This is a genomic window from bacterium, from assembly GCA_026129405.1.
Lineage (GTDB): Bacteria > Desulfobacterota > Binatia > DP-6 > DP-6 > JAHCID01.
Map to the genome: position 1 here is coordinate 857684 of JAHCID010000001.1, position 21268 is coordinate 878951.

The following is a 21268-nucleotide window of genomic DNA, read 5'->3' on the forward strand; positions in this document are numbered from 1 at the left end:
CGCGGTGGAGGCGCTGGTCGACGCCTGCGTCGATCAGCTCGTTTCGACGCTCGATCCTGCGCCGATCACGCAGGGCAAGTGCGGAGTCGGCAAGCGGAAGTGCGTCGCGACGAAGGCCACGGGCTTGCTGAAGTGCCACCAGCTGGCGCTCACGCCCGGTAAGCCCGTCGATCCGAACGCGAAGAGCTGTGTCGACAAGGCCACGGCGAAGTTCACCGGTGGCGCAGACCCCGCCAAGGGCTGCTTCGCGAAGCTCGAAGCCAAGAGCGGCAACGACTGCACGACCGTCGGTGACTCGGCAGCGCTCGGGGCCATCGTCGACCAGTGCGTCGCCCTCGTCGTCGCGTCCCTCGACGGTGGCGGGCCGGTGACGACCACGACCATCACCTCCACCACGATCGCGCCGCTGCCGACGACGACCACCACCACGACGATCGGCGGCACGCCCGTCTGCGGCAACGGTATCCCCGAAGCGGGCGAGGAGTGCGACGACGGCAACGACGACAACAACGACGCCTGCGTCGCCGGCTGCAGGAACGCGCGCTGCGGTGACGGGTATTTCCACTCGGGCGTCGAGCAATGCGACGACGGCAACACCGAGAACGGGGACGGGTGCTCCTCGACCTGCACCATCGAGCCGGCGGTGTGCGGTAACGGCCGCGTCGAGGGCGACGAGACCTGCGACGACGGCAACACCGACGACGGCGACGCCTGCCCGTCGAACTGTCGCATCGGCTTCTGTAGCCCGAGCGGCGCGCAGCAGGCGACGACGATCACCTACGCGAAGCCGGGCGGGGTGAACGTCGGTTCGATCGTCGTCTTCGTGGACTACCCGGACGGCAGGGCGAGCCTGCCCGGCTTCGGCAACCAGGCGACGGTGCGGGCGCGCATCACGAACCTGCCGACGGGGTTCGTGCACACCGCGAACGATCTCGACTACGCCATTCGCGAAGTGATCACGCCGTCGTTGCCGGGCAACGTGCTCGGCGGCACGCAGTTGTTCCGCGCCAGCTTCGATCTCTGCACTGGGCAGCCTGCGCCGACCGCGGCGGAGTACGGCTGCACGGTGGAGCAGGCATACACGCCGCAGGGAGTCGCCATTCCGCTCCCCGGCTTCAGCTGCACCGTCGGATTGCTCTGATCGCCGTGCGGGCGGCACGGCGATCGGCTCGCCGTGCCGCCCGTGACGGCTGTTTCCTGGGGCGTCGATCCAGGGTACGCGCTTCCCATGCGTATCGGCATCGGGATCGGCTCCCTCTCCGGTGGCCCCGCGACCCTCGACGACGTCATCGCCCAGGCCCAGGCGGCCGAGCGCGACGGGTTCGCGAGCTGCTGGCTCGCCAACATCTTCGACCTCGACGCCATCCTCGGCGCCGCCCTCTGCGCGCGGGCGACGGAGCGTATCGAGGTCGGCACCGCGGTGGTGCCCACCTATCCGCGGCATCCGGTGGCGATGGCGCAGCAGGCGATCTCGGCCGCCGCGGCGGCACGCGGGCGCTTCACGCTCGGGATCGGGCTCTCGCACCAGATGGTGATCGACACGATGCTCGGCATGTCGTGGGACAAGCCCTACACGCACTGTCGCGAGTACCTGGCCGTGCTGCGGCCGCTGCTGCACGAGGGCCGCGTCGACTTCGACGGCACGCAGTACCGGGTCCACGCTCCGCTCGCGCTGCCCGGTGCCACGCCACCGCCGATCCTGCTCGCCGCGTTGGCCCCGAAGATGCTGGCCCTCGCCGGTCGGCAGGCCGAGGGGACGGTCACCTGGATGACCGGTCCGCAGACCATCCGCGAGCACACCGCTCCGCGCATCCGCGAGGCCGCCGCCGCCGCGGGCCGGCCGGCGCCTCGGATCGTCGTCGGCCTGCCGGTCGCGGTGACGCGCGAGGTGGCGGCGGCGCGCGAGTCGGCGTCCCGCATCTTCCAGATCTACGGGCATCTGCCGTCGTATCGCGCCATGCTCGACCGCGAGGGGGCCGGCGGTCCGGCCGACGTCGCCCTCGTCGGCGACGAGGCGGCCGTCGGCGAGCAGCTGGAGCGTCTCGTCGCCGCCGGGGCCACGGACTTCCTCGCGGCCCCGTTCCCGGTCGACGGCGACGCCGGAGCCTCGGCGCGCACGCGCGACTTCCTGGCGGAGCGGGTACGCGCCGGCCGATGAGAAGGCCGGCGGCCGGAAAGCGCCGGCTCGAGGAGGGGCGCCCGCCGCAGTGCGTCGGGCGGTGTTCGCCGTTGGATGCCCGCGGGCTGCCGGATGCACCGCATTGAGGTCGCCTCGGCGCTTTCGTGTTGAGGCGTCTCACCGCTTTCGGGTAGCCGATATCTCAGAGGGGGGAAGATCGTTCATGCGTCGAGCCCGTGTCCTGTCCCTGTCGTTCCTGGCGTCCCTGATCGTCGCCGCTCCCGTGCTCGCGGCGGGGCCCGAGTACCCGCTGGCCGGCGCGAAGATCGAGGTTGCCGGCAGCAGCAACCCGAAGAAGCGCAAGGTCAGCTTCAAGGGCGCCTGGAGCGGTTCGCTCGACGGCATCCCCGATCCGAACTTCGCCGGCAGCACCCTGCGCATCACCGGCGGCCCGGGTGAGGGCAACTCGGGGCTCATCCGGCTCGGCAGCAACTGGCGCCAGCTGCCCAAGGGCAAGGGCTGGCGATACACCGACAAGAAGGGCGTCGCGGGCGGCATCCGTCAGATCGTCCTCAAACAGCGCAAGAGCGGCGGGGCGATCACGATCGTCGGCGGCAAGGAGCGCATGGCCTACGAGGTCAGCGGGCCGCAGAGCGTCGTCACCGTCACGCTGCGCATCGGCGAGGCTCGCTTCTGCGCCGTTTTCGGCACCGTCTCCACCAAGAAGGCCAAGGTCCTGGGCAAGGGCAGCCCGGCGCCCGCCGCGTGTCCCTGCGAGACCTACGACACGACGTTCGAGGCGATCCAGGCGGTCGTCTTCGAGCGCAACGGGTGCACGCAGGCCGCCTGCCACGGCGCCGCCGCACAGGGTGGGCTGAAGCTCACCGACGACGTCTCCTACGACAATCTCGTGAACGTGGTGTCGCCCCTGAGCGGCGAGAAGCGCGTCCAGCCCGGTTCGCCCAAGAACAGCTTCCTGTACCGCAAGCTGGCGACGGCGACGCTCGGTCCCGAGGCCGCGAAGCTGGCCACCGTCGGCATCGACGGCGACGAGGGCTCGCCGATGCCGTCCGGCCTGCCGCCGATCTCGAAGGAGGAGCTCGAGGCGCTGCGGCTGTGGATCCAGTACGGCGCCCAGCGCGACGTCAGCACGCCGAACACCGAGGATCTCCTCGACTCGTGCCTGCCGCCGCCGTCGCCGCCGCAGATCGAGCCGCCCGCCGCGCCGGATCCGGCGGTGGGCGTGCAGCTGCTCGCGCCGCCGTGGACGGTCGCTGCCAAGAACACCGTCGAGGGCTACAACGGCGAGAACGAGGTCTGCTACCCGACCTACTACAACCTGCGGCCGCTGCTCGAGGCGGGGGTCTTCCCCGCGGACGTCGTCGGGCCGTGCTCGCCCTTCTTCGGCGGTCCGAGCAAGCAGTGCATCCACTACAAGCGTCAGGAGCTGACGCAGGACCCGAACTCGCACCACAGCATCATCCACATCTACACCGGCGCCTACGACCTCTACTCGGGCGGCGGCCTCTACACGCCGGAGCAGCTCGCCGAGAACGCGGGCCTCTGGGAGTTCCAGTGTCACGGCGGCTCGCAGCACGGCGTCGCCTGCAACCCGACGCAGCCCGACGTCTCGGCGCCGACGGGCGGCAGCTGCGCGGACGGCGGCGAGTGCCACGGCAAGGTGAAGACGTCGCTCGCGTGCTCGTTCGACCCCAGCTCGCCCGACGGCGACTTCAGCTACGGGCCGCCCGATTTCAACGGCGGCGGTGGCGTCGGTGACGGTCCGACCGCGCCGCAGTTCAGCGGCTCGCAGCAGCCGTACCTCGAGCGCCAGTATCCGGAGGGCGTCTTCTCGCAGCTGCCGATCGAGGGCGTGATCGTGTGGAACTCGCACGCCTTCAACGTCACCGACAAGCCGGTGACGAACCAGCAGTGGCTGAACCTCTTCTTCGCGCGTCAGACCGAGCGCAAGTACCCGCTGCTCGGTATCTTCGACGCCACCGACATCTTCGTGCAGAACGTGCCGCCGTATCAGAAGCGCACGTACTGCCGCACGGTGACCTTCGACAAGGGCGCGCGCATCACCGACCTCAGCTCGCACACGCACAAGCGCGGCGAGCTCTTCCAGGTCTGGGGACCGGGCATCCCGGTGTCGTGCAGCAGCCGTCAGGGCGAGGTCTGCAACCCCGAGCCCACGCCGCCGATCATGATCACCACGTCGTACAACGATCCGGCGCAGCTGCGCTTCGATCCGCCCCTCGCGCTCGACGGCAACGATCCCGCCAGCCGGCGCTTCAAGTTCTGCGCGGTGTTCGACAACGGCGCCGACGATCCGGCCGAGGTGAAGCACAACTCGCTCTCGCCGCCGAACAGCAACTTCCTCGGCGGCAAGTGCTACTACCCGCAGTCGGGGGGCAAGTATCGCGACGAGGGCATCATGTGCCTCGGCGGTCCGAAGAAGGGGCAGGCCTGCGGGTGCGGCACGCCGACCTGCTCGCAGCCGGTGACCGCGTTCAACTCGAAGTGCGACAGCTCGCCGGGCGCGGGCGACGGCGTCTGCGACGCCTGCCAGCTGCGCGGCGGCGTCACCACCGAGGACGAGATGTTCATCCTCCTCGGCAGCTACTACTGCGCCGAAGGCTTCGCCGGCTGCGACGGGACCTACACCAAGTGAAGTAGTCCCGGGACGGCGCGGGGCGTGACCGCCTCGCGCCGTCCCGTCCGGATTCCGATTGACAGGCGCGCCGTTGGAATTGTACTGAACGGTCAGTTCAATGAATGCCCGCCGCGCCGTCCCGAATGAGCCCACCGCCGCCCGCCGCGGCGGGCGTGCGCGCCAGGAGCGCGGCGTTCGTACCGAAGAGGCGATCCTGACCGCGACCATGGAGCTGCTCGCGACCCGCGGCATCCACGGCACCTCGCTCGACGTCCTCGCCGAGCGGGTCGGCGTCGCGAAGAGCAGCATCCTCTGGCACTTCGGCTCGAAGGAGGAGCTGCTCCTGCGGGTCGCCGAGCGCGTCTTCGAGCAGGTCGCGCAGGGGCCGATCCAGGACATCCTCGACCTGCCCTCGTTCGAGGCGCGCGCCGAGGCGAGCTGGCGCTTCTTCTCCGAAACCATGCGTCACCACCCGGCGCTGCGCCGGGTCACGCTCTACCTGATCTTCGAGAGCGTCGAGGGACGCCCGGAGCTGCGCGAGCGCCTCCAGCAGCTGTACCGCAACATCCGCGATCTGTGGGCTGCCGGCCTGCGCACCGAGATCCCCGACGCGGCCCGGCGTTCGCGGCTCGCCGCCATCTCGGTGGCCGCGCTCGACGGCATCTTCCTCCAGTGGCTGCTCGACCCCGACGCCTTCGACCTCGACGCCCTGCACGTCGAGCTGCGCGACCTGGTGACCCGTGCCCGGCGCGACCAGCAGCGTGAGACGCGACGGAAAGGACCTTCCGACGATGGCCGATGAGTCCAGCAGCGCCCCCGAGAACGCGGTCGACTACGGCATTGCCGCCTTCCGCGAGGTGACGCGTCATCCGAAGGCGCACGCCCACATCCTGCAGCAGTACCGCGTCGGCGAGTACGCGGGTGTGGTCGCGCTGAAGCGCCTGCTCGCCGAGATGCAGCCCGAGGGCAAGCTCCACAAGGCGATGGAGATCCACTTCCGCGACGAGGAGCGGCACTCGCAGGTCTTCACCGACTGGATCTACCGGCTCGGCGTCACCCCGGAGCCGCTGCCCGCCGAGGTCGAGGGCTATTTCGCCAACAGCCCCGAGGAGTTCGAGCAGCAGCGCCGGCTCGTCGAGCAGCTGCCGCCCGACCTCCGCCGCATCATCGTCTTCGCGGGCATCAACGCGATCGAGAAGATCGCCTTCAACCAGTTCGAAACCCACCTCCGCGCCCTCGACCGCCCGGACGACGTCCGGCTCCTCGAGAGCGTCATGGCGGAGGAGAAGTTCCACCTGAGCTACGTCGAGCACGAGCTCGAGCGCGTCCAGACCGGCGAGAACGGCGCCTTCGTCAAGATGGCCCTCGACACCGCCAAGGAGCGCTTCGCCGTCTTCAGCGAGATGCGTCGCGAGCAGAGCCGCGTCGCGATCGAGAAGCTGCTCGGCGCCGGCGGCTGAAGGGAGACCTGACGATGCAGTTCGGCATCTTCTACGAGCACCAGATCCCGCGTCCCTGGAACGACGGCGACGAGCACCGCCTCTTCAAGGAAGCGCTCGACCAGGTCGAGCTCGCCGACCGGCTCGGCATCGATTACGCCTGGGAGGTCGAGCACCACTTCCTCGAGGAGTACTCGCACTCGTCGGCACCCGAGGTCTTCCTCGCCGCGTGCAGCCAGCGCACGAAGCGCATCCGTCTCGGCCATGGCATCACGCTGATGCCGCCGGGCTACAACCACCCGGCGCGCGTCGCCGAGCGCATCGCGACGCTCGACCTCGTGAGCGACGGCCGCGTCGAGTGGGGCACGGGCGAATCGAGCTCGCGCATCGAGCTCGAGGGCTACGGCGTTGGCTACATGCAGAAGCGCGAGGCCTGGGAGGAGGCGGTGCGCGAATCCTGCCGGATGCTCGCGATGAATCCGTACCCCGGCTACGACGGCAAGCACTTCTCGATGCCGGCGCGCAACGTCGTGCCGAAGCCGCTCCAGCGCCCGCACCCGCCGCTGTGGGTCGCGTGCTCGAACCGCGACACCATCCGCCTCGCGGCGAAGCTGGGCATCGGCGCGCTGACCTTCGCCTTCATCGACCCGTCGGACGCGAAGTACTGGGTCGAGGAGTACTACGAGACCTTCAAGAAGGAGTGCACGCCGATCGGTCGCAGCGTGAACCCGAACATCGCCATGGTAACGGGATTCATGTGCCACGAGGACAGTGCGACCGCGGTGGCGCAGGGCCTCGAGGGCTTCAAGTTCTTCGGCTTCGCCCTCGCGCACTACTACATCACCGGCACGCACACGCCCGGCCACACGAACGTCTGGGAGGCCTTCAAGGCGGCGCCGCCGTTCCCGGCGATGCCGACCGGCGGCATCGGCAACCCGGACGAGGTGCGTCGGAACCTCGAGACGTTCGAGGAGGTCGGCGTCGACCAGACGATCTTCATCCAGCAGGGCGGCAACAACCGCCACGCGGACATCTGCTCGTCCCTCGAGCTCTTCGCGCAGAAGGTGCAGCCCGACTTCAAGGCGCGCCACGACGCCCGCGCGAAGAAGAAGGCCGAGGAGCTGGCGCCCTACATCGAGAAGGCGATGGCGAAAATCCCGCCCCTCGACGCGACGCCGCAGGTCGATCCGGTCGAGTCCTACCCGGTGCTGATGTCGCGCCTCGGCGTCGACATCTCGCAGCTGCCCCAGGGCCGCGTCATGGGCCCCGCGGCGCAGCAGATCCAGAAGGCGATGGCCCAGAGCGGCACGCCGACACCCCAGTAAAACCCCCTCATGACGGCCGCCGGTCCGCGCTCCCCCCGCGCGGGCCGGCGGCTCCATCCCGGTGCGTCTTCCCGTTCGCGCGGCGCGCGACTAGCATCCGGCCTCGATGACGTTCGACGACTGGCTCGCCCGCGGCGAGCGCCTCGCGGTCGACCTCGACGACTCGCCCCGCGCGCTCTTCGTGCGCACCGCCGGGCGCGGCGCCTGGTGCACGCTGCTGCACGGCTTCCCGACCTCGTCGCACGACTGGCACGCGCTCTGGGACGACCTCGTGCGCCGCCGCCGCGTCCTGGCGTTCGACTTCCTCGGCTTCGGCGACTCGGACAAGCCGGCCGACCACGACTACACGATCCACGAGCAGGCCGACGCCACCGAAGCCCTGTGGTGCCGCTTCGGCGTCGCCGAGACGGCGCTCGTCGCCCACGACTACGGCGTTTCGGTGGCGCAGGAGCTGCTCGCGCGTCAGGCGGAGGGCAGGGGGGCGGCGCGGATCACGAACGTCGTCTTCCTGAACGGCGGCCTCTATCCCGCGCTCCACCGCCCGCAGCCCGGCCAGCTCCTCCTCCTCGATCCGGAGCACGGCCCGCAGCTGTCGGCCGTCGTGTCCGAGGAGCCGTGGGCGCAGGCGATGCGCGCCACCTACGCGCGCCAGCCCGACGCCGCGGCGCTGCACGCGCAATGGGTGGCCGTCGCGCGGCGCGACGGCCACCGCCTCGGCCACCGGCTGATCCAGTACATCCGCGACCGCCGCACGCACGAGGTGCGCTGGGTCGGCGCCCTCGAGACGACGCCGATCCCGCGCGGCTTCGTGTGGGGTATGCGCGATCCGGTCTCGGGCGCGCACATGATCGCGCGCGTCGCCGAGCGCCTGCCGGACGCCCCGCGCGTCGAGCTGGCCGAGGTCGGGCACTGGCCGCCGCTCGAGGACCCCGCGGCCGTGACCGCGGCGCTGCGCCGCTTCGTGCCGTAGCCGTGCCGCGCAACGTCGAGGCGAAGGCGCGCGTCGCCGATCTGGAAGCCGCGCGCGCCATCGCGCTGCGGCTCGGCGCCCGCGACACCGGCGTCGACGCGCAGGTCGACCGCTACTACGCGCTCGACGGCGGCCGTCGCGTGAAGCTGCGCACGAGTCGCGACGGCGCGTACCTGATCCACTACGACCGCGCCGAGACCGCCGGCGTGCGGTCGAGCGACTACACGCGGACGCCCGTGCGCGACGACGAGGCCGGCCGCTGTCTCGTGCCGAAGACCGATCCTCTCGTCACGGTCCGCAAGCGGCGTCGCATCCTCTTGCTGGACAACGTCCGCATCCATCTCGACGACGTCGAGGGCCTGGGCACGTTCCTCGAGCTGGAGGCCGTGGTCGACGCCGACCACGACGACGTGCGCTGTCGCGCCCAAGTCGCCGAGCTGCTGGCCGCGTTCGGCCTCGGCGACGCCGACCTGATCCGCGCCTCGTACGGCGAGCTCGTGGGCAATCCGTCGTAGAGGCGCGGACCGGTCGAGCGGGGTCAGGAGGCGCGCAGCGCCTTCACGACGTTCTTGCGCGCGGTGATCATCGCCGCGAGCGTGTCGCGGCAGGCGGTCGTGATCTTCTTCTTCTTGGCGGCCTTCTTCACGGCGCGGGCCGCGGCGGCGAGCTGCTTCTCCGCCTTCTTGATCCCCGCGAGGCGCTTCTTGGCCTTGGTCTGCGCTTCGGCCGCGGCGAGGAGATTCTTCGCCTTCCCGACCTTCGCGTCGATCGCGCCGTCGAGGCCGGCGTCGACCGGGTCGGCGCCGCAGAGGCCGTCGGCGAGGAGGTCGTCGAGGGCGCAGAGGGCGCCCGCGAACCCGCTGATCGGCGTGTGGCTGCAGAAGCCGCCGCCGCAGGTGTCGGTGGTGCAGGCCCGGCCGTCGTCACAGTCGAGGTCGGTCTTGCAGCCGACCGCGACGATCTGCTCGACGGTGAACGACTCCGGCGCCGTGCCCTGGCCGTCGTCGGCCCCGCCGGTGTCGGGGTCGACCGACGTCACGGTGACCGAGATGCCGAAATCGCCGGGCCCGGGCGGGTTCACGAGGATGCCCGCGAGGAGCTTCACCGTGACGCGCGAGGGCGGCGTCAGCGACTGGCCGGCGTCCTCGTCGCCGCCGTTCGGCGCGACCACGCTGAAGACGTTGCCGGCGCGGGTGATTATGGCGTCGGCCGCGGTCGGCGAGCCGCTGAGGTCGATGTCGGCATACGCGGTGTCGGCGCCGGTCGAGCGGATCCAGGTGGTGAAGTCGGGCCGGCCGTCGAAGTCGAAGTCCATCGCGTACGTGCCGACGCGGGTGTTCACCGGACCGAGCGCCGTGAAGCCGTTGAAGGCGAAGGCGTCGGGGTAGGTGATCGTCGCCGAGTAGCCCTGCGTCTGGTCGACGCCGGTGTCGAAGGTCGCGGTGTGCATGGCGCTCTGGCCCGGCGTGGTCGTGCTGAGCGCGAACGTCGCGCCCGGCGGCGGCGCGAACGCCGCCGCGGTGACGGGCATGCTGTTCGGCACGCCGCCGCACACGGCGCTCGTCTGGCCCGTGGTGATCGGGCCCATCGACTGGCAGCCGCAGCCGGTCACGCGCTCGACGTGGACGAAGTATTCGCCGCCGTTGCCGCTGAAGTCGCCTTCGTCGTTGTACGCGACCCAGAGCTGGCCGTGCTCGCTCGGGCCGTTGTGCCCGACCTTGTGGATGACGCCGTAGCCGACGGCGAACCACGGGCCGTCGCCGATCTTCGCGATCGGCTCGCCGATGTGCGCGTCGTTCACGGCGCAACCGCCGCTGCACGCCTTCTTCGCCGGGGTGCAGGGGACGCCCGAGACGCTGCGCGTGCCGTCGGGCAGGACGTCGGGCGTACCGCTGCATCCGGCCTCGCCCTCGTTGCCGTACTGCGTGTAGCCGCCCGCCGTGATGATGATCACCTCGTCGAGCGCCAGGTTCGTGAACGCCGTCGCCACCCCGGGCGGGACGGTGAACGGGCTCGCCTGTGCGGACATCTGGAAGTCCGCGCCGTCGGTACCGACGGCGCCGCAGAATTCGCCCGCCGCGCACCCGCCTTCGTGACAGGAGAGACGGTCCTGCTGATCGCACGGCGGCGCCTCGACGCAGATACAGTTTTCGCTCGGATCGCTTTCGTAGGTCGGGCCGCATCGGTCGATGCCGCTGCACGTCGGCATGCGGCTGGAGCAGGCCTGGCCACCGTCGGTGGCGTCACTGCATTGCTGCGATTTGGGACCGCAATCGAGGAGGGCGAGGCCGAGGGCGAGCAACAGGAGTAGGCGCATGGACGTCGATCGTGTGGGCGCCGCGCGCGACTCTCAAGCAGATGGCTTGCTCGCAACCACACCCGAGCTTGGGTAGTCGTGGGGGGCCGCATGCATCCGCATCTCGACCTCGGGCCGCTCTCGGTGTCCGCCTACGGCCTCTGCCTCGGCATCGGGTTCGTGACCGGAGCGCTCGCGGTGCGTCCGTTCGCGGCCCGGCGGGGCATCCCGCCGCGCCGCTTCGAGGACGTGGCGCTGGTCACGGCGGCGGTCGCGGTGATCGGCTCGCGGCTCCTCTACGTCGCGCAGCACCCCACCGCGTTCGCCGGCGATTGGACCGCGATCCTGCGTCCGTGGAGCAGCGGTGGTCTCGTCATGTACGGCGGCGCGATCCCAGCGGTGCTCGCGGCGTTTCTCGCCTTCCGCCGCTGGGGCATCGACCCGTGGCGCGGGCTCGACGCCGGCGCGCCGGGGATCGCGCTCGGCATGGCCTGCACGCGGCTCGGCTGCTTCCTCGCCGGCTGCTGTCTCGGCACGCCGAGCGACGTGCCCTGGGCGGTGACGATGCCGGGCGACGGCGTCGCGCGGCATCCGGCGCAGCTCTACGCGGCGGTCGCCGGCCTCGCCATCTTCGCCGCCCTGCACGCGCTCGACCGCACGCCGCGGCGACCGGGTGCGCTCTTCCGCGCCTTCCTGCTGCTGTGGCTGCCGGTCGGCTTCGCGCTCGACGGCGTGCGCGCCTACGACGCCGCGGCCTATCCGATCGCCGTGGTGCCGCTGACGCTGAGCCAGTGGATCGCCCTCGCGCTCTTCGCGTGGGCGGCGCTGGTCACACGAGCGGACGCAGCTCGCCGCGCAGCATCCCCAGCTGGAGCTCGTCCACGTACTGCCCTTCGATGAACGCGTGCTCGCGCAGGCGCCCTTCGACCTCGAAGCCGAGGCGCCGGTAGAGGCGCAGCGCGCGATCGTTGGTGGCGTAGCACGACAGCCACAGGCGGCGCAGGTTCAGCGTCTCGAAGGCGTGCTGACAGAGCAGGACGATGGCCTCGGTGGCGAAGCCGCGGCCCCAGTGGTCCTTGCGGCCGATCACCATGCCGAGGCGGGCGTGACGGCTGGTGGCGTCGATCTCGTGGAGCCCGCAGGTACCGACGTGGATGCCGTCGCCCCGGGTCATGATCGCGAACACCTGGTCCCGGGCCGGGTCGAGGCTGGCGATGAAGGCGCGCGACGAGGCCTCGGTGTGCGGCGTCGTCCGGGTCGCGAGCCCCCGCCGGACCTCGGTGTTGTTCAGCCAGGAGTGGCATTCCGCCGCGTCGGCCGGCTCGATGGGCCGCAGGTAGATCGTCTCGCCGATCGCGTACGGGTTCCGCACCGGCCATCATTGTGACGGGCCGACCCCCGAATGAGGAGCACCCGCCGTGTCGGTCGCGTTGACAGGCATCGGGCCGGCAGGGTTTTCTCCCCGCCCGCGCATGGTCGCCCGCCGCCCCCAATCGCCGCGCGACGTTGCGCTCGCGGCGACCCTCCATGACCCGACCGGGGCCCTGTCGCCGCTCGTCCACCGGACGCTCCCCTGGCTCCAGACCCGCTACGCGCAGGTCGCGGTGACGACGAGCCCCCCGACCAGCCCGCGGCTGGTCGCCGAGCTGGAGCACGCCGGGGTCTGGGCCGGAGCCCCGCCGGCGAACCTGCGCGGGCCGCTCTATCGGCTGGCGCTGCGGCGGGCGCTCGTCGCCGGCACCGGGCGCGTGCACTACCTCGACTTCGACCGCGCCATCCATTGGGTGCTGCGTGGACGGCGCGAGCTCGACGCCGTCCTCCGCGCCGCGCTGCGTCGCCGTCTCCTCCTGCTCGGTCGCACGCCGAAGGCGCACCAGACGCACCATCGCCCGCTCGTCGCTACCGAGGGCATCGTCAACCGGCTGTTCGCCGACCAGCTCGGGCTCCAGGGCCGCGTCGACTGGCTGGTGCCGTCGTTCGTGCTCGACCGCGAGGCGACGGCGCTCCTCTTGCGCCGCTCGCGTGCCCGCGACGCCGGCCTCTACGGCGAGTGGCCGGCGCTTCTCGCCGGCCTCGGCGCGCCGCTCGCCTATCTCGAGTGTCGCTGGCTCGACTGGGAGACGCCCGACCGCTTCCCGCGCGCCGTGCGCCGCCTCGGCCTCGCGGCCTGGCGGCAGCGCCAGGAGACGCCGGAGGAGTGGGGGCTGCGCACCTCGATGGCGGCGGAGTTCGTGCGCGGCTTCTCGCGTACGCTGGCGCGCTTCCCGGCGGGCGACGTCCGCCTCGCGCGCCTGGCGCAACGGGTTTGACCCGGCGCGGACGCCGGGCATACGAGGCGGCGTGCGCCTCGCGACCTTCACGCATCGCGGCCGGACCCGTCCCGGCGTCGTGGTCGACGACGACACGATCGCCGATCTCGCCGGCGCGTCCGGCGTTGCCCCGGACGTCGCCGCACTGCTCGTAGACCTCGCGCCGGTGCGCGCCGCGCTGGCGACGGCGCCGCGGCTGCCGCTCGCCGACGTGCATCTCGAGGCGCCGATCCCGCGCCCGGGCAAGTTCCTCGGCGTCGGCCTCAACTACGCCTCGCACGCGGCGGAGACGAAGCGCGAGCCGCCCGCGTTCCCGGTCTTCTTCAACAAGCAGGTCACCTGCGTGAACCCGCCCTTCGATCCGATCCAGCTGCCGCGCGTGTCGACGCAGCTCGACTACGAGGGCGAGCTGGCGTTCGTGATCGGCCGGCGCTGCCGGCACGTGCCGAGGGGCCGCGCGCGCGAGGTGATCGGCGGCTTCACGATCGTCGACGACGTCAGCGTGCGCGACTGGCAGCGCAGGGCGCCGACGCTGACGCTCGGCAAGTCGTTCGACACCCACGGGCCGATGGGGCCGTGGATCGTCACCACCGACGCCATCGACGACCCGCACGCGCTCGCGCTCGAGACCCGCGTCAACGGCGTCGTGCGGCAGGCGGGCACCACGGCCGATCTGATCTTCGACTGCTTCACGCTGGTCGAGATCCTCTCCACCGTGTGCACGCTCGAGCCCGGTGACGTGGTCACGACCGGCACGCCGGCCGGCGTCGGGGTGGCGGACGGGGCCTTCCTCCGGGTGGGTGATCTGGTACGCATCACGATCGCCGGCATCGGCGCGATCGAGCATCGCGTCATCGCCGAGCCCGAGGAGGTGCCATGAGCGTCGAGGTCGCATCGCGCATCCTGCGTGACTTTCACCGCATCGCCGTCGTCGGCATCTCCCCCCGCCCGGAGCGGGACTCGCACCGGGTCGCATCGTATCTCGTGGCGGTCGGCTACGACGTCGTCGGGGTGAACCCGAACGTCGAGCAGGTGCTCGGGCTCCGCTGCTGGCCGAGCCTGCGCGAGGCGCCAGGACCGATCGAGGTCGTCGACGTCTTCCGTCGCTCCGAGCTGGTGCCCCCGGTGGTCGACGACGCCATCGCCGTCGGCGCGCGGGCGATCTGGATGCAGGACGGCGTCGTGCACGAGGCGGCGGCGGCGCGGGCGCGCGCGGCCGGCCTGCTCGTCGTGATGGACCGCTGCATGATGCGCGATCACGCGAACGGGCTCGGGCGTACCCGCTGAGCATCGTCCGGGGGGACGCCGGAACCCCGTCGCGCTCCGGGCGTCGCAGGCGAGGAAGTGGACGCCTCGACGAGATTTCGCTTCAGGATCCGAGCGGGATCGCCGATACTGTGGACGAGCCATTGGCCAGCGTCCGGTCGCGCGGCGGTCTCGTGCCGCCGTACGGACGGACGGTGCGTGACGGGACCACCCGAGCGTGCGCCGGACGCGGTCGCGGGGGGCGACCTCCGCGGCCGCGTCGCGTGTCCTGGTAGTCAGTTGGCCGCGGCGTCCTTCTTGTTCGCGGCGCGGGGCGTGCCGTCCTTGCGCATGTCGAGCATGCGCCGGCACGTCGGGTCGAGCTCGGCGGCATGCTCGCGCAGGCAGGTCGCGATGCGGCCGCCGCCGGGCGCGAGGCCGGCACAGAGGCGCTGCGTATCCTTCTCGCAGGCGGCGCGCACGGCCGCGAGGGAGCCCTTGATGACGCGGGCGCAGCCGGGCGACAGCTTGTCGAGCTTCGGGCGCAGGCAGGCGAGGACCCGGCCGCCGCCCGGCTCGATGTCGGGACAGAGCTTGCGCGCGTCGTCGCGACAGGGCTCGACGACGGCACCGGCCGGACGCGTCGAGGCGACGAGCGCGCAGAGGACGGCGACGGTGAGGAGGGCACGGAGCATGCCCCGGTCCTACACTGCGGTCCGCGGGCGGGACAGCCCGCAGGCGCCGGGCTCACTCGCCGGTGGAGTGGTCGGCGTCGGCGGCGCGCTCGGGCGCGCCGCCCGCGCTGGGCTCCCGCCGGCCGGGGTCGCGGCAGCGCCCGCCCCGCGCCGGTGGCCGCGCCGGCGCCGGTGCTTCTTCGCCGCCCCGCCTTCGGCCGCGGCGGTGGCAGTCGCCGTCTCGCCGGAGCGAGGCGGCGGGCTCGGTCGCCGGGAGCGGCGTCGCCGGGCGCTCGCCGGCGTGGTGTCGCCCGCGCGCCGCGCCGCCGCTGCGGCCGCGTCCGCCGGATCGGACCGCCGCGGCCGCCGGGGCGACCGCGATCGTACGGGGCGCCCGATCCGCGCTCGCGGCGCTCGCGGCGCGGCGGCAGGACCACCGCCGTGGCGAGCAGCTCCTCGTCGGGGAAGTCGTGCGGCAGCTTGAAGCCGATGTAGCCCTCGATGGCTTCGAGGCCCTGCACGTAGTCCTCGCAGGCGAGGCTGATCGCGTGACCCGACGCGCCCGCCCGCGCCGTGCGTCCCGCACGGTGGACGTAATCTTCGGCGTCGAGCGGGATGTCGAAGTTGAAGACGTGCGTGACGCCGTCGATGTGCAGCCCGCGCGACGCGACGTCGGTGGCGATGAGGATCGGCAGGCGACCTTCCTTGAAGTCGGCGAGGATCTTGAGGCGGCGGCGCTGCTCGACGTCGCCGGTGATGGCCGCCGCCGCGATGCCGTTCGCTTCGAGGACGCGCTCGAGCCGCTCGGCGGTGCGTCGCATGTTGACGAACACCAGCGCGCGGGCGCTCTCGCCGAGACGACGCAGGAGCCCGACCAGCGTCGGCAGCTTCTCGTCGAGCCCGACGTGGTAGAGAAGGTGCTCGATCTTCTCGGCCGTCACCTGCTCGGGCTGGATCGCGACCTTCTCGGCCTCGTTCATGAAGACCCAGGCGAGCTCCATGACGTCGTAGCTGAGCGTCGCCGAGAAGAGCATCGACTGGCGCTGGTCGAAGGGCGGAAGCCGGCGCAGCAGGTAGCGCAGGTCCTTGATGAAGCCCATGTCGAACATGCGGTCGGCCTCGTCGATGACCAGCATCTCGACGTGGCGCAGATCGAGCGCGCGCTGCTTGTGGTAGTCGATGAGGCGGCCGGGCGTGCCGATCAGGAGATCGACGCCGGCCTGCACGTTGTCGCGCTGCTTCTTGTAGTCGACGCCGCCGAACACCGCCTGGATGGCGAAATCCGTGCCGGAGCCGAGCAGCTTGGCGTCTTCGGAGATCTGCACGACCAGCTCGCGCGTCGGCGCGATGACGAGCGCCCGCGGGCCGGTCCCGCCGCGGCGCTTCCCCTGGACGAGCCGCGTGAAGACGGTGATCAGGAAGGCGGCCGTCTTGCCGGTGCCGGTCTGCGCCTGACCGGCGACGTCGCGGCCGGCCAGGGAGATCGGCAGCACCTTCTCCTGGATGGGGGTACAGTGCGTGAATCCGGCGGCAACGATGCCGGCCATCACCGGCTCCGGCAGGTCGAAGCTCGCGAAAGTCCGCGGCTCCGCCGCTGGGGTCTCGTTACTCACCCCTGTCCCATGCTGGCGCGCCCCCGGGGAGTCAAGCGACGGCGCCGGAGCGTCTTACGGCGCCGGAGTGTCTTGACGGCCGCGCGAGGGCCGTGGGACAAGCTCCGCCCGATGAACCCGGGGGACGCCCCGCAGCTGCGCATCATGCTCGGATTCGTGGTGCGTCAGTGTGCCCGTCGCCTGGGGCGTCTGCCGGCCCCCGAGGAGCTCGCGGACTGGGCCAACAACCAGGTGGGCGAGCACGGCCGCTACCGTATCTTCGGCCGCGCCATCACCGCCGACGAGGCCCGCGTCATGCTGCGCAACCCCGACCGCCTCGTCTCGGTGCGGTCCGGCCCGCGCTGGACCTTCGCCGCCCCGGCCGGGCGGTGAGCGACGAGCCGCGCCTGCCGGTCCTCACGGGCCGGGCGTGGCGCTTCGCGGATCGGCTGCGCGCGCACGACGTCCTACCCGCGCACGCGGCGGACCGCGCGCCTGCCGAAGCGACCGCGCTGCTGTTCGCCGGTCTCGATCCGTCGCTCGCTGCGCTGCTCGCGCCGGGCGACGTCCTCGTCGCGGGCCAGCTGCTCGGCCTCGGTCCGGGCGGCGAGCTCGCGGCGCGGGCGCTGCGCGCGGCCGGCGTGGTCGCGGCGGTGGCCGCGAGCTTCGCCGACGGGTTCGACGACGCGCTCCTCGCGGCGGGCGTACCGCCGCTCGAGGTCGACGCGCCCGCGACGTTCGTGACCGGCCACCGTCTGCGCCTCGACCTCGAGGCGGGGACGATCGCCGACCTGTCGAGCGGCGATCGCCAGCCGGTGCGCAACCTCAGCGACGCGCGCCGGGCCCGGCTCCGAACTCTACTGGGCGGGTGACGTGGACGCGCAGGGGCGCGTCGAGATCGGCGAGGAGCCGCCGTTCGTCGCCGGGCTTCCAGCCGGGGATGCCATAGACGCGCAGCGCGAACTCGTAGCGGCCGGCCTGGAGGCGCTGGGCCTCGCGGCCCTCGATGCCGACGAACGGCACCGAGCCGCGCACGCGCTCGGGCGGTGCGGCCGTCGCCGCGTCGTCGCGGTAGACGAGGTCGAGCGGGATCGCCGCGCGCAGGTTGTCCGACAGCCATAGCGAGACCACCACCGCGGCGCCCGGGTGCGTGAGCGCGAACCACGAGCCCGCGCCGCGAAACGCGCGCTCGGCGGCATCCATCGTGCCGTCGATCGCGAAGCCCGGGGCGGGTACGCCTGCGGCGAGATAACGCCAGCCTTCGAGGTCGTGCAGGTCGGCGCCGGCGAAGGCGCGGATGTCGTTGAAGAACACCGACGGCGAGAACGGCAGCTTCAGCTTGCCCGGCCCGTACGCGTGCAGGGCGTAGAAGTAGGTGTGTGCGTAGCCGGCGGCGAGGTGGAGGCCGAGCCCGATCTGCATCGCGTGGCGCGAGCGCCGCACGACGCGCACCGGTCCCGCCGTCCACGCCGCGAGCGCGTGCTCGCCGTCGCGCTCCGAGAGCGTGAAGCGGGCGAGGTTGCCGCGCAGGCGCGCCTCGGCGCGGAGGCGCAGGCCGTCGAGGATGTTCGGGCCGAGCGGACCGCCGAGCCCGAGTGCCAGGTACTCCGGCAGCGCCTGGATCATGCCGATGCGCCAGCCGGCGGTGCGCACCATGTCGTGTTGCGGGTCGTAGTCGACGTAGCGGCGGGTGGTGCGCGGCGGATCGTCGGCCACCATGAGGTAGGCCCACGCGGTCGTGCCGGTGCGCGGATCGTCGATACGGATCTCGCGCCCCGCGGTGGCGGCCGGCGTGCCGCCGGGAGCGCGCCCGCCGGCGTCGCAGGCCATGAAGACGAGCACGTCGTCGGCGTCGACGCTGCCGGGCGTGTCGTCGGTGCTCGGCTCGGGCCCGCTCGACATGGCCATCCAGCTGCCGCGGCGCTCGTCGACCTGGAACGGGATCGGGACGGCGACGCCGTCCCGCCAGGCCACGAGGCCGAGGTGCGCGAGCGGCGTACCTTTCAGGCGGCGCAGCTGCATCGCGCGCAGCTCGACGGCGGCGTGCAGGCGGTCGATGGGGCCGCACGGCCCGAGCGGCACGGGCGGCTCACTTGCGTCCGCGCCGCGCGCGGCCAGCAGCACGACGGCCGCGACGAGCGCGCAGACCCGCGCGCGGCCGCCGGCGCTCAGCCGGCGAGCACCGCGGTGAGCGTCGGCGCAGCCAGCGTGCGGCGCCATGCCTCCTCCACCTCGTGATGCCGGATGTGCGCCAGCAGCCGTGCGGTATGGGCGAGCGTCGGCAGGCCGCAGACGGCGCGGGTGGCGTGAGAGACGGCGCGGTCGAGACGCGAGTCGGCGAGGCGCGCGAAGCGGAAGCGCACCTTCTTGCGCGCGCGGGCCAGCTCGTCGTCGGAGAAGCCCTCCGCCGCCTCGCGGCAGGTGCGCTCGACGGTTTCGCGCAGCCGGTCCTCGTGTGCGCGCGCGGCGCTCGCCGAGACGACCGCGACCGCCCAGTCGGGCCCGTGCTCGACGCTGGCGCCGACGTCGTAGCCGAGGCCGTGCCGCTCGCGCACCTCCTGGAACAGCCGTGCGTCGGGATCGGCGCCGACGATCTCGAGCGCGAGCGACAGCGCGAGGACGTCACGCGCCTCGGCCGGCGCGGCCGACATGCGCACGAGATACGTCTGCGACAGGTCGCGGCGCCGCAGGCGCAGCAGCCCCGTGGTCTTCGGGCGCGGGCGCGACGGCCACGGGCGCGCCTCGCCGCCGCGCGCCGGGAACGCCGTCGCGATCGCCTTCTGCAGCTGCCGCCGGTCGATGCCGCCGACGACCGACACGACCATGTTGGCCGGCGTGAAGTGGCGCGCGACGAAGCCGCGGACCGCGCCCGGCGTCATGCGCCGGATGCTGCCGATCGTACCGCAGATCGGATGCCCGAGCGCGCCGGGATAGAACCGCGCCCAGGCGCTCTCGTGGAGCGCGTTGGCCGGGTCCTCCTGGCGGCCGCGGATCTCGTCGATGACCACCCGGCGCTCCTTGCGGAAGCGCTCGGGCGGAACCGTCGAGTGGAACAGCTGCTCGGCCAGCAGCGTCAGCGCGTGCGACACGTCGTCGTTGAAGACCTCGCAGTGCAGCGACATGTCCTCGTAGCCGGTGTCCGCGTCGTGCTCGCCGCCGAGGTCGCCGGCATGGCGGTTGATGGCGGCCTGGTCGCGCCGGTGCGTGCCCTGGAAGAGCATGTGCTCGGCCATGTGGGCGATGCCCGGATGCGCGCCGTCGAAGCGCGAGCCGGCGCGCACGGCGACGGCGATGGCCGTGAGGGGGCCGGGAATGGGTTCGTGCAGGATGCGGAGCCGGCCGTGGCGCAGCAGCGCCGGCTCGCGGAAGCGATCGATCACGGCGAGGTTCTAGCCGTCGCCCTCCGGTGGCGCGAGCGCGTGACGCGTTCCCGTCCCCGGCGTCGCACCGTTGCGGCGGCCGTTGCAGAAGCTGCGGCCGTGGGCTTCATGGAGGAGGTCGTGCCGCTCATGCGCTCCGCATCCGCGCTGCTGTTGCCCCTCGTCGTGGCGTTCGTGGCTCCGGTGACCGCCGGCGCCGCCTCCGACGCGCCACGCCCTCCCGCCGCGACCGTCGATCACCGCGAGGCGACGTTCGCGGGCGGCTGCTTCTGGTGCATGGAGCCGCCGTTCGAGAAGCTGCCCGGCGTGCTGGAGGTCGTCTCGGGCTACACCGGCGGATCGCAGCAGGACCCGACCTACGAGGAGGTCTCCGCGGGCGGCACCGGCCACGTCGAAGCCGTGCTCGTGCGCTACGATCCGGCGCGCGTCTCGTACGAGACGCTGCTCGAGGTGTTCTGGCGGCAGATCGATCCGACCGACGCCGGCGGACAGTTCGTCGACCGCGGCGCCCAGTACCGCTCCGCGATCTTCGTGCACGACGGGGAGCAGCGGCGGCTCGCCGAGGCGTCGAAGCAGCGCCTCGCCGCCAGCGGCCGGTTCGCGAAGCCGATCGTCACCGACGTCGTCGCGTTCGAGCGCTTCTGGCCGGCAGAGGAGTATCACCAGGACTACTACAGGAAGAACCCGATCCGGTATCGCTACTATCGCTACGGCTCCGGGCGCGACCGCTTCCTCGACGAAGCGTGGGGCGCGGAGCGGGAGGTTACGGTGCGCGACGAGGCAGAGAAGGACCCGAAGACGCCGGCCGCCGGCCGGACGGAGCTGAGCGACGGCGAGCTACGCAAGAAGCTGACGCCCATGCAGTACGAGGTGACGCAGAACGAGGGCACCGAGCCGCCGTTCCGCAACGAGTTCTGGGACGAGAAGCGCGACGGGCTCTACGTCGACGTCGTCAGCGGCGAGCCGCTGTTCAGCTCGCGCGACAAGTTCGACAGCGGTACGGGCTGGCCGAGCTTCACCAAGCCGGTCGACGCCAGCCGCATCGTCGAGCACGAGGACCGCAGGCTGCTCATGAGCCGCACCGAGGTGCGCTCGAAGGACGGCGACAGCCATCTCGGGCACGTGTTCGCGGACGGGCCTGGTCCGGATGGGCTCCGCTACTGCATCAACAGCGCGTCGCTCCGCTTCATCCCGGTCGCCGATCTGGAGAAGGAGGGGTACGGGGAGTACGTGTCGCTCTTCCGGTGAGGCCCGGAGGGGCGT

At 72.1% G+C, this 21268-nt stretch carries 19 protein-coding genes and 1 pseudogene; 14 read left to right on the forward strand and 6 right to left on the reverse strand.

What is annotated here, in order from left to right; all coding sequences use genetic code 11:
* Positions 1-4: 4 nt before the first annotated feature.
* From KIT14_03940 to KIT14_03975, 8 genes are all read left to right on the forward strand, one after another.
* Positions 5-1141: a DUF4215 domain-containing protein gene (locus tag KIT14_03940; GenBank protein MCW5889682.1), complete on the forward strand. Its 1137-nt coding sequence runs from the start codon at positions 5-7 to the stop codon at positions 1139-1141.
* An 87-nt stretch (positions 1142-1228) separates the two neighbouring features.
* A complete protein-coding gene (locus KIT14_03945; GenBank protein ID MCW5889683.1) occupies positions 1229-2158 on the forward strand; it encodes a TIGR03564 family F420-dependent LLM class oxidoreductase in 930 nt (309 codons plus the stop codon).
* A 184-nt stretch (positions 2159-2342) separates the two neighbouring features.
* On the forward strand, positions 2343-4793 hold the full coding sequence (locus tag KIT14_03950; protein MCW5889684.1) for a hypothetical protein: 2451 nt from the start codon (positions 2343-2345) through the stop codon (positions 4791-4793).
* A gap of 100 nt (positions 4794-4893) precedes the next feature.
* Positions 4894-5577, forward strand: a complete 684-nt coding sequence (locus tag KIT14_03955) for a TetR/AcrR family transcriptional regulator (protein MCW5889685.1) — start codon at positions 4894-4896, stop codon at positions 5575-5577.
* On the forward strand, positions 5567-6235 hold the full coding sequence (locus KIT14_03960; protein MCW5889686.1) for a ferritin-like domain-containing protein: 669 nt from the start codon (positions 5567-5569) through the stop codon (positions 6233-6235). The genes KIT14_03955 and KIT14_03960 overlap by 11 nt, the downstream gene beginning before the upstream one ends.
* 14 nt (positions 6236-6249) lie before the next feature.
* A complete protein-coding gene (locus KIT14_03965; protein MCW5889687.1) occupies positions 6250-7539 on the forward strand; it encodes an LLM class flavin-dependent oxidoreductase in 1290 nt (429 codons plus the stop codon).
* Between the two features lie 106 nt (positions 7540-7645).
* Entirely contained in the window at positions 7646-8509 is an 864-nt protein-coding gene (locus KIT14_03970) for an alpha/beta fold hydrolase (GenBank protein ID MCW5889688.1), read from the forward strand.
* A 2-nt stretch (positions 8510-8511) separates the two neighbouring features.
* The gene (locus KIT14_03975; GenBank protein MCW5889689.1) at positions 8512-9024 is read left to right on the forward strand and encodes a class IV adenylate cyclase; all 513 of its coding nucleotides are present in this window, start codon (positions 8512-8514) and stop codon (positions 9022-9024) included.
* A 23-nt stretch (positions 9025-9047) separates the two neighbouring features.
* Here the strand turns inward: KIT14_03975 and KIT14_03980 are convergent, their stop codons facing one another.
* Positions 9048-10826 (reverse strand): hypothetical protein, encoded by a 1779-nt coding sequence (locus KIT14_03980; protein MCW5889690.1) that lies wholly within the window; start codon positions 10824-10826, stop codon positions 9048-9050.
* A 90-nt stretch (positions 10827-10916) separates the two neighbouring features.
* Here KIT14_03980 and KIT14_03985 point away from each other — a divergent pair, with 90 nt between their 5' ends.
* Positions 10917-11705 carry a prolipoprotein diacylglyceryl transferase gene (locus KIT14_03985; GenBank protein ID MCW5889691.1) on the forward strand — a complete coding sequence of 263 codons (789 nt, stop codon included), beginning with the start codon at positions 10917-10919 and terminating at the stop codon, positions 11703-11705.
* On the opposite strand, the gene KIT14_03990 is transcribed toward KIT14_03985, so the two are convergent.
* A complete protein-coding gene (locus KIT14_03990) occupies positions 11635-12177 on the reverse strand; it encodes a GNAT family N-acetyltransferase (GenBank protein ID MCW5889692.1) in 543 nt (180 codons plus the stop codon). The genes KIT14_03985 and KIT14_03990 overlap by 71 nt on opposite strands.
* A gap of 100 nt (positions 12178-12277) precedes the next feature.
* On the opposite strand from KIT14_03990, the gene KIT14_03995 reads away from it, so the two are divergent.
* From KIT14_03995 to KIT14_04005, 3 genes are read left to right on the forward strand one after another with little or no spacing between them, the layout of a single operon-like run.
* On the forward strand, positions 12278-13114 hold the full coding sequence (locus KIT14_03995; protein MCW5889693.1) for a hypothetical protein: 837 nt from the start codon (positions 12278-12280) through the stop codon (positions 13112-13114).
* Positions 13115-13145: 31 nt separating this feature from the next.
* Complete coding sequence (locus KIT14_04000) at positions 13146-13994, forward strand: fumarylacetoacetate hydrolase family protein (protein ID MCW5889694.1); 849 nt, start codon at positions 13146-13148, stop codon at positions 13992-13994.
* On the forward strand, positions 13991-14401 hold the full coding sequence (locus KIT14_04005) for a CoA-binding protein (protein ID MCW5889695.1): 411 nt from the start codon (positions 13991-13993) through the stop codon (positions 14399-14401). Before KIT14_04000 ends, KIT14_04005 begins: the two co-directional genes overlap by 4 nt.
* Before the next feature lie 254 nt (positions 14402-14655).
* Here KIT14_04005 and KIT14_04010 read toward each other — a convergent pair whose 3' ends face one another.
* Together KIT14_04010 and KIT14_04015 are read right to left on the reverse strand one after the other, a co-directional pair.
* Positions 14656-15054, reverse strand: coding sequence for a cysteine rich repeat-containing protein (locus tag KIT14_04010; GenBank protein MCW5889696.1), 399 nt, complete (start codon positions 15052-15054; stop codon positions 14656-14658).
* 191 nt (positions 15055-15245) lie between these two features.
* Positions 15246-16580 (reverse strand): annotated as a pseudogene (locus KIT14_04015) (DEAD/DEAH box helicase).
* A gap of 434 nt (positions 16581-17014) precedes the next feature.
* On the opposite strand from KIT14_04015, the gene leuD reads away from it, so the two are divergent.
* Positions 17015-17497 carry a 3-isopropylmalate dehydratase small subunit gene (gene leuD / locus KIT14_04020; GenBank protein MCW5889697.1) on the forward strand — a complete coding sequence of 161 codons (483 nt, stop codon included), beginning with the start codon at positions 17015-17017 and terminating at the stop codon, positions 17495-17497.
* Here the strand turns inward: leuD and KIT14_04025 are convergent.
* Together KIT14_04025 and KIT14_04030 are read right to left on the reverse strand one after the other, a co-directional pair.
* Positions 17451-18845 carry a hypothetical protein gene (locus KIT14_04025; protein MCW5889698.1) on the reverse strand — a complete coding sequence of 465 codons (1395 nt, stop codon included), beginning with the start codon at positions 18843-18845 and terminating at the stop codon, positions 17451-17453. The two genes, leuD and KIT14_04025, sit on opposite strands and share 47 nt — an antisense overlap.
* Positions 18794-20005, reverse strand: coding sequence for an insulinase family protein (locus tag KIT14_04030; protein ID MCW5889699.1), 1212 nt, complete (start codon positions 20003-20005; stop codon positions 18794-18796). The genes KIT14_04025 and KIT14_04030 overlap by 52 nt, the downstream gene beginning before the upstream one ends.
* A gap of 129 nt (positions 20006-20134) precedes the next feature.
* Between KIT14_04030 and msrB the strand changes: the two genes are divergently transcribed.
* A complete protein-coding gene (gene msrB, locus KIT14_04035) occupies positions 20135-21253 on the forward strand; it encodes a peptide-methionine (R)-S-oxide reductase MsrB (protein MCW5889700.1) in 1119 nt (372 codons plus the stop codon).
* Positions 21254-21268: the final 15 nt, after the last annotated feature.

Bases quoted from the DNA above. Each gene is read 5' to 3' on its own strand.
- KIT14_03945 (MCW5889683.1), top strand. From the start codon at position 1,229: ATGCGTATCGGCATCGGGATCGGCTCCCTCTCCGGTGGCCCCGCGACC.
- KIT14_03950 (MCW5889684.1), top strand. From the start codon at position 2,343: ATGCGTCGAGCCCGTGTCCTGTCCCTGTCGTTCCTGGCGTCCCTGATC.
- KIT14_03955 (MCW5889685.1), top strand. From the start codon at position 4,894: ATGAATGCCCGCCGCGCCGTCCCGAATGAGCCCACCGCCGCCCGCCGC.
- KIT14_03960 (MCW5889686.1), top strand. From the start codon at position 5,567: ATGGCCGATGAGTCCAGCAGCGCCCCCGAGAACGCGGTCGACTACGGC.
- KIT14_03965 (MCW5889687.1), top strand. From the start codon at position 6,250: ATGCAGTTCGGCATCTTCTACGAGCACCAGATCCCGCGTCCCTGGAAC.
- KIT14_03970 (MCW5889688.1), top strand. From the start codon at position 7,646: ATGACGTTCGACGACTGGCTCGCCCGCGGCGAGCGCCTCGCGGTCGAC.
- KIT14_03980 (MCW5889690.1), bottom strand. From the start codon at position 10,826: ATGCGCCTACTCCTGTTGCTCGCCCTCGGCCTCGCCCTCCTCGATTGC.
- KIT14_03985 (MCW5889691.1), top strand. From the start codon at position 10,917: ATGCATCCGCATCTCGACCTCGGGCCGCTCTCGGTGTCCGCCTACGGC.
- KIT14_03995 (MCW5889693.1), top strand. From the start codon at position 12,278: ATGGTCGCCCGCCGCCCCCAATCGCCGCGCGACGTTGCGCTCGCGGCG.
- KIT14_04005 (MCW5889695.1), top strand. From the start codon at position 13,991: ATGAGCGTCGAGGTCGCATCGCGCATCCTGCGTGACTTTCACCGCATC.
- KIT14_04010 (MCW5889696.1), bottom strand. From the start codon at position 15,054: ATGCTCCGTGCCCTCCTCACCGTCGCCGTCCTCTGCGCGCTCGTCGCC.
- KIT14_04025 (MCW5889698.1), bottom strand. From the start codon at position 18,845: ATGGCGCCGCACGCTGGCTGCGCCGACGCTCACCGCGGTGCTCGCCGG.
- msrB (MCW5889700.1), top strand. From the start codon at position 20,135: ATGCGCTCCGCATCCGCGCTGCTGTTGCCCCTCGTCGTGGCGTTCGTG.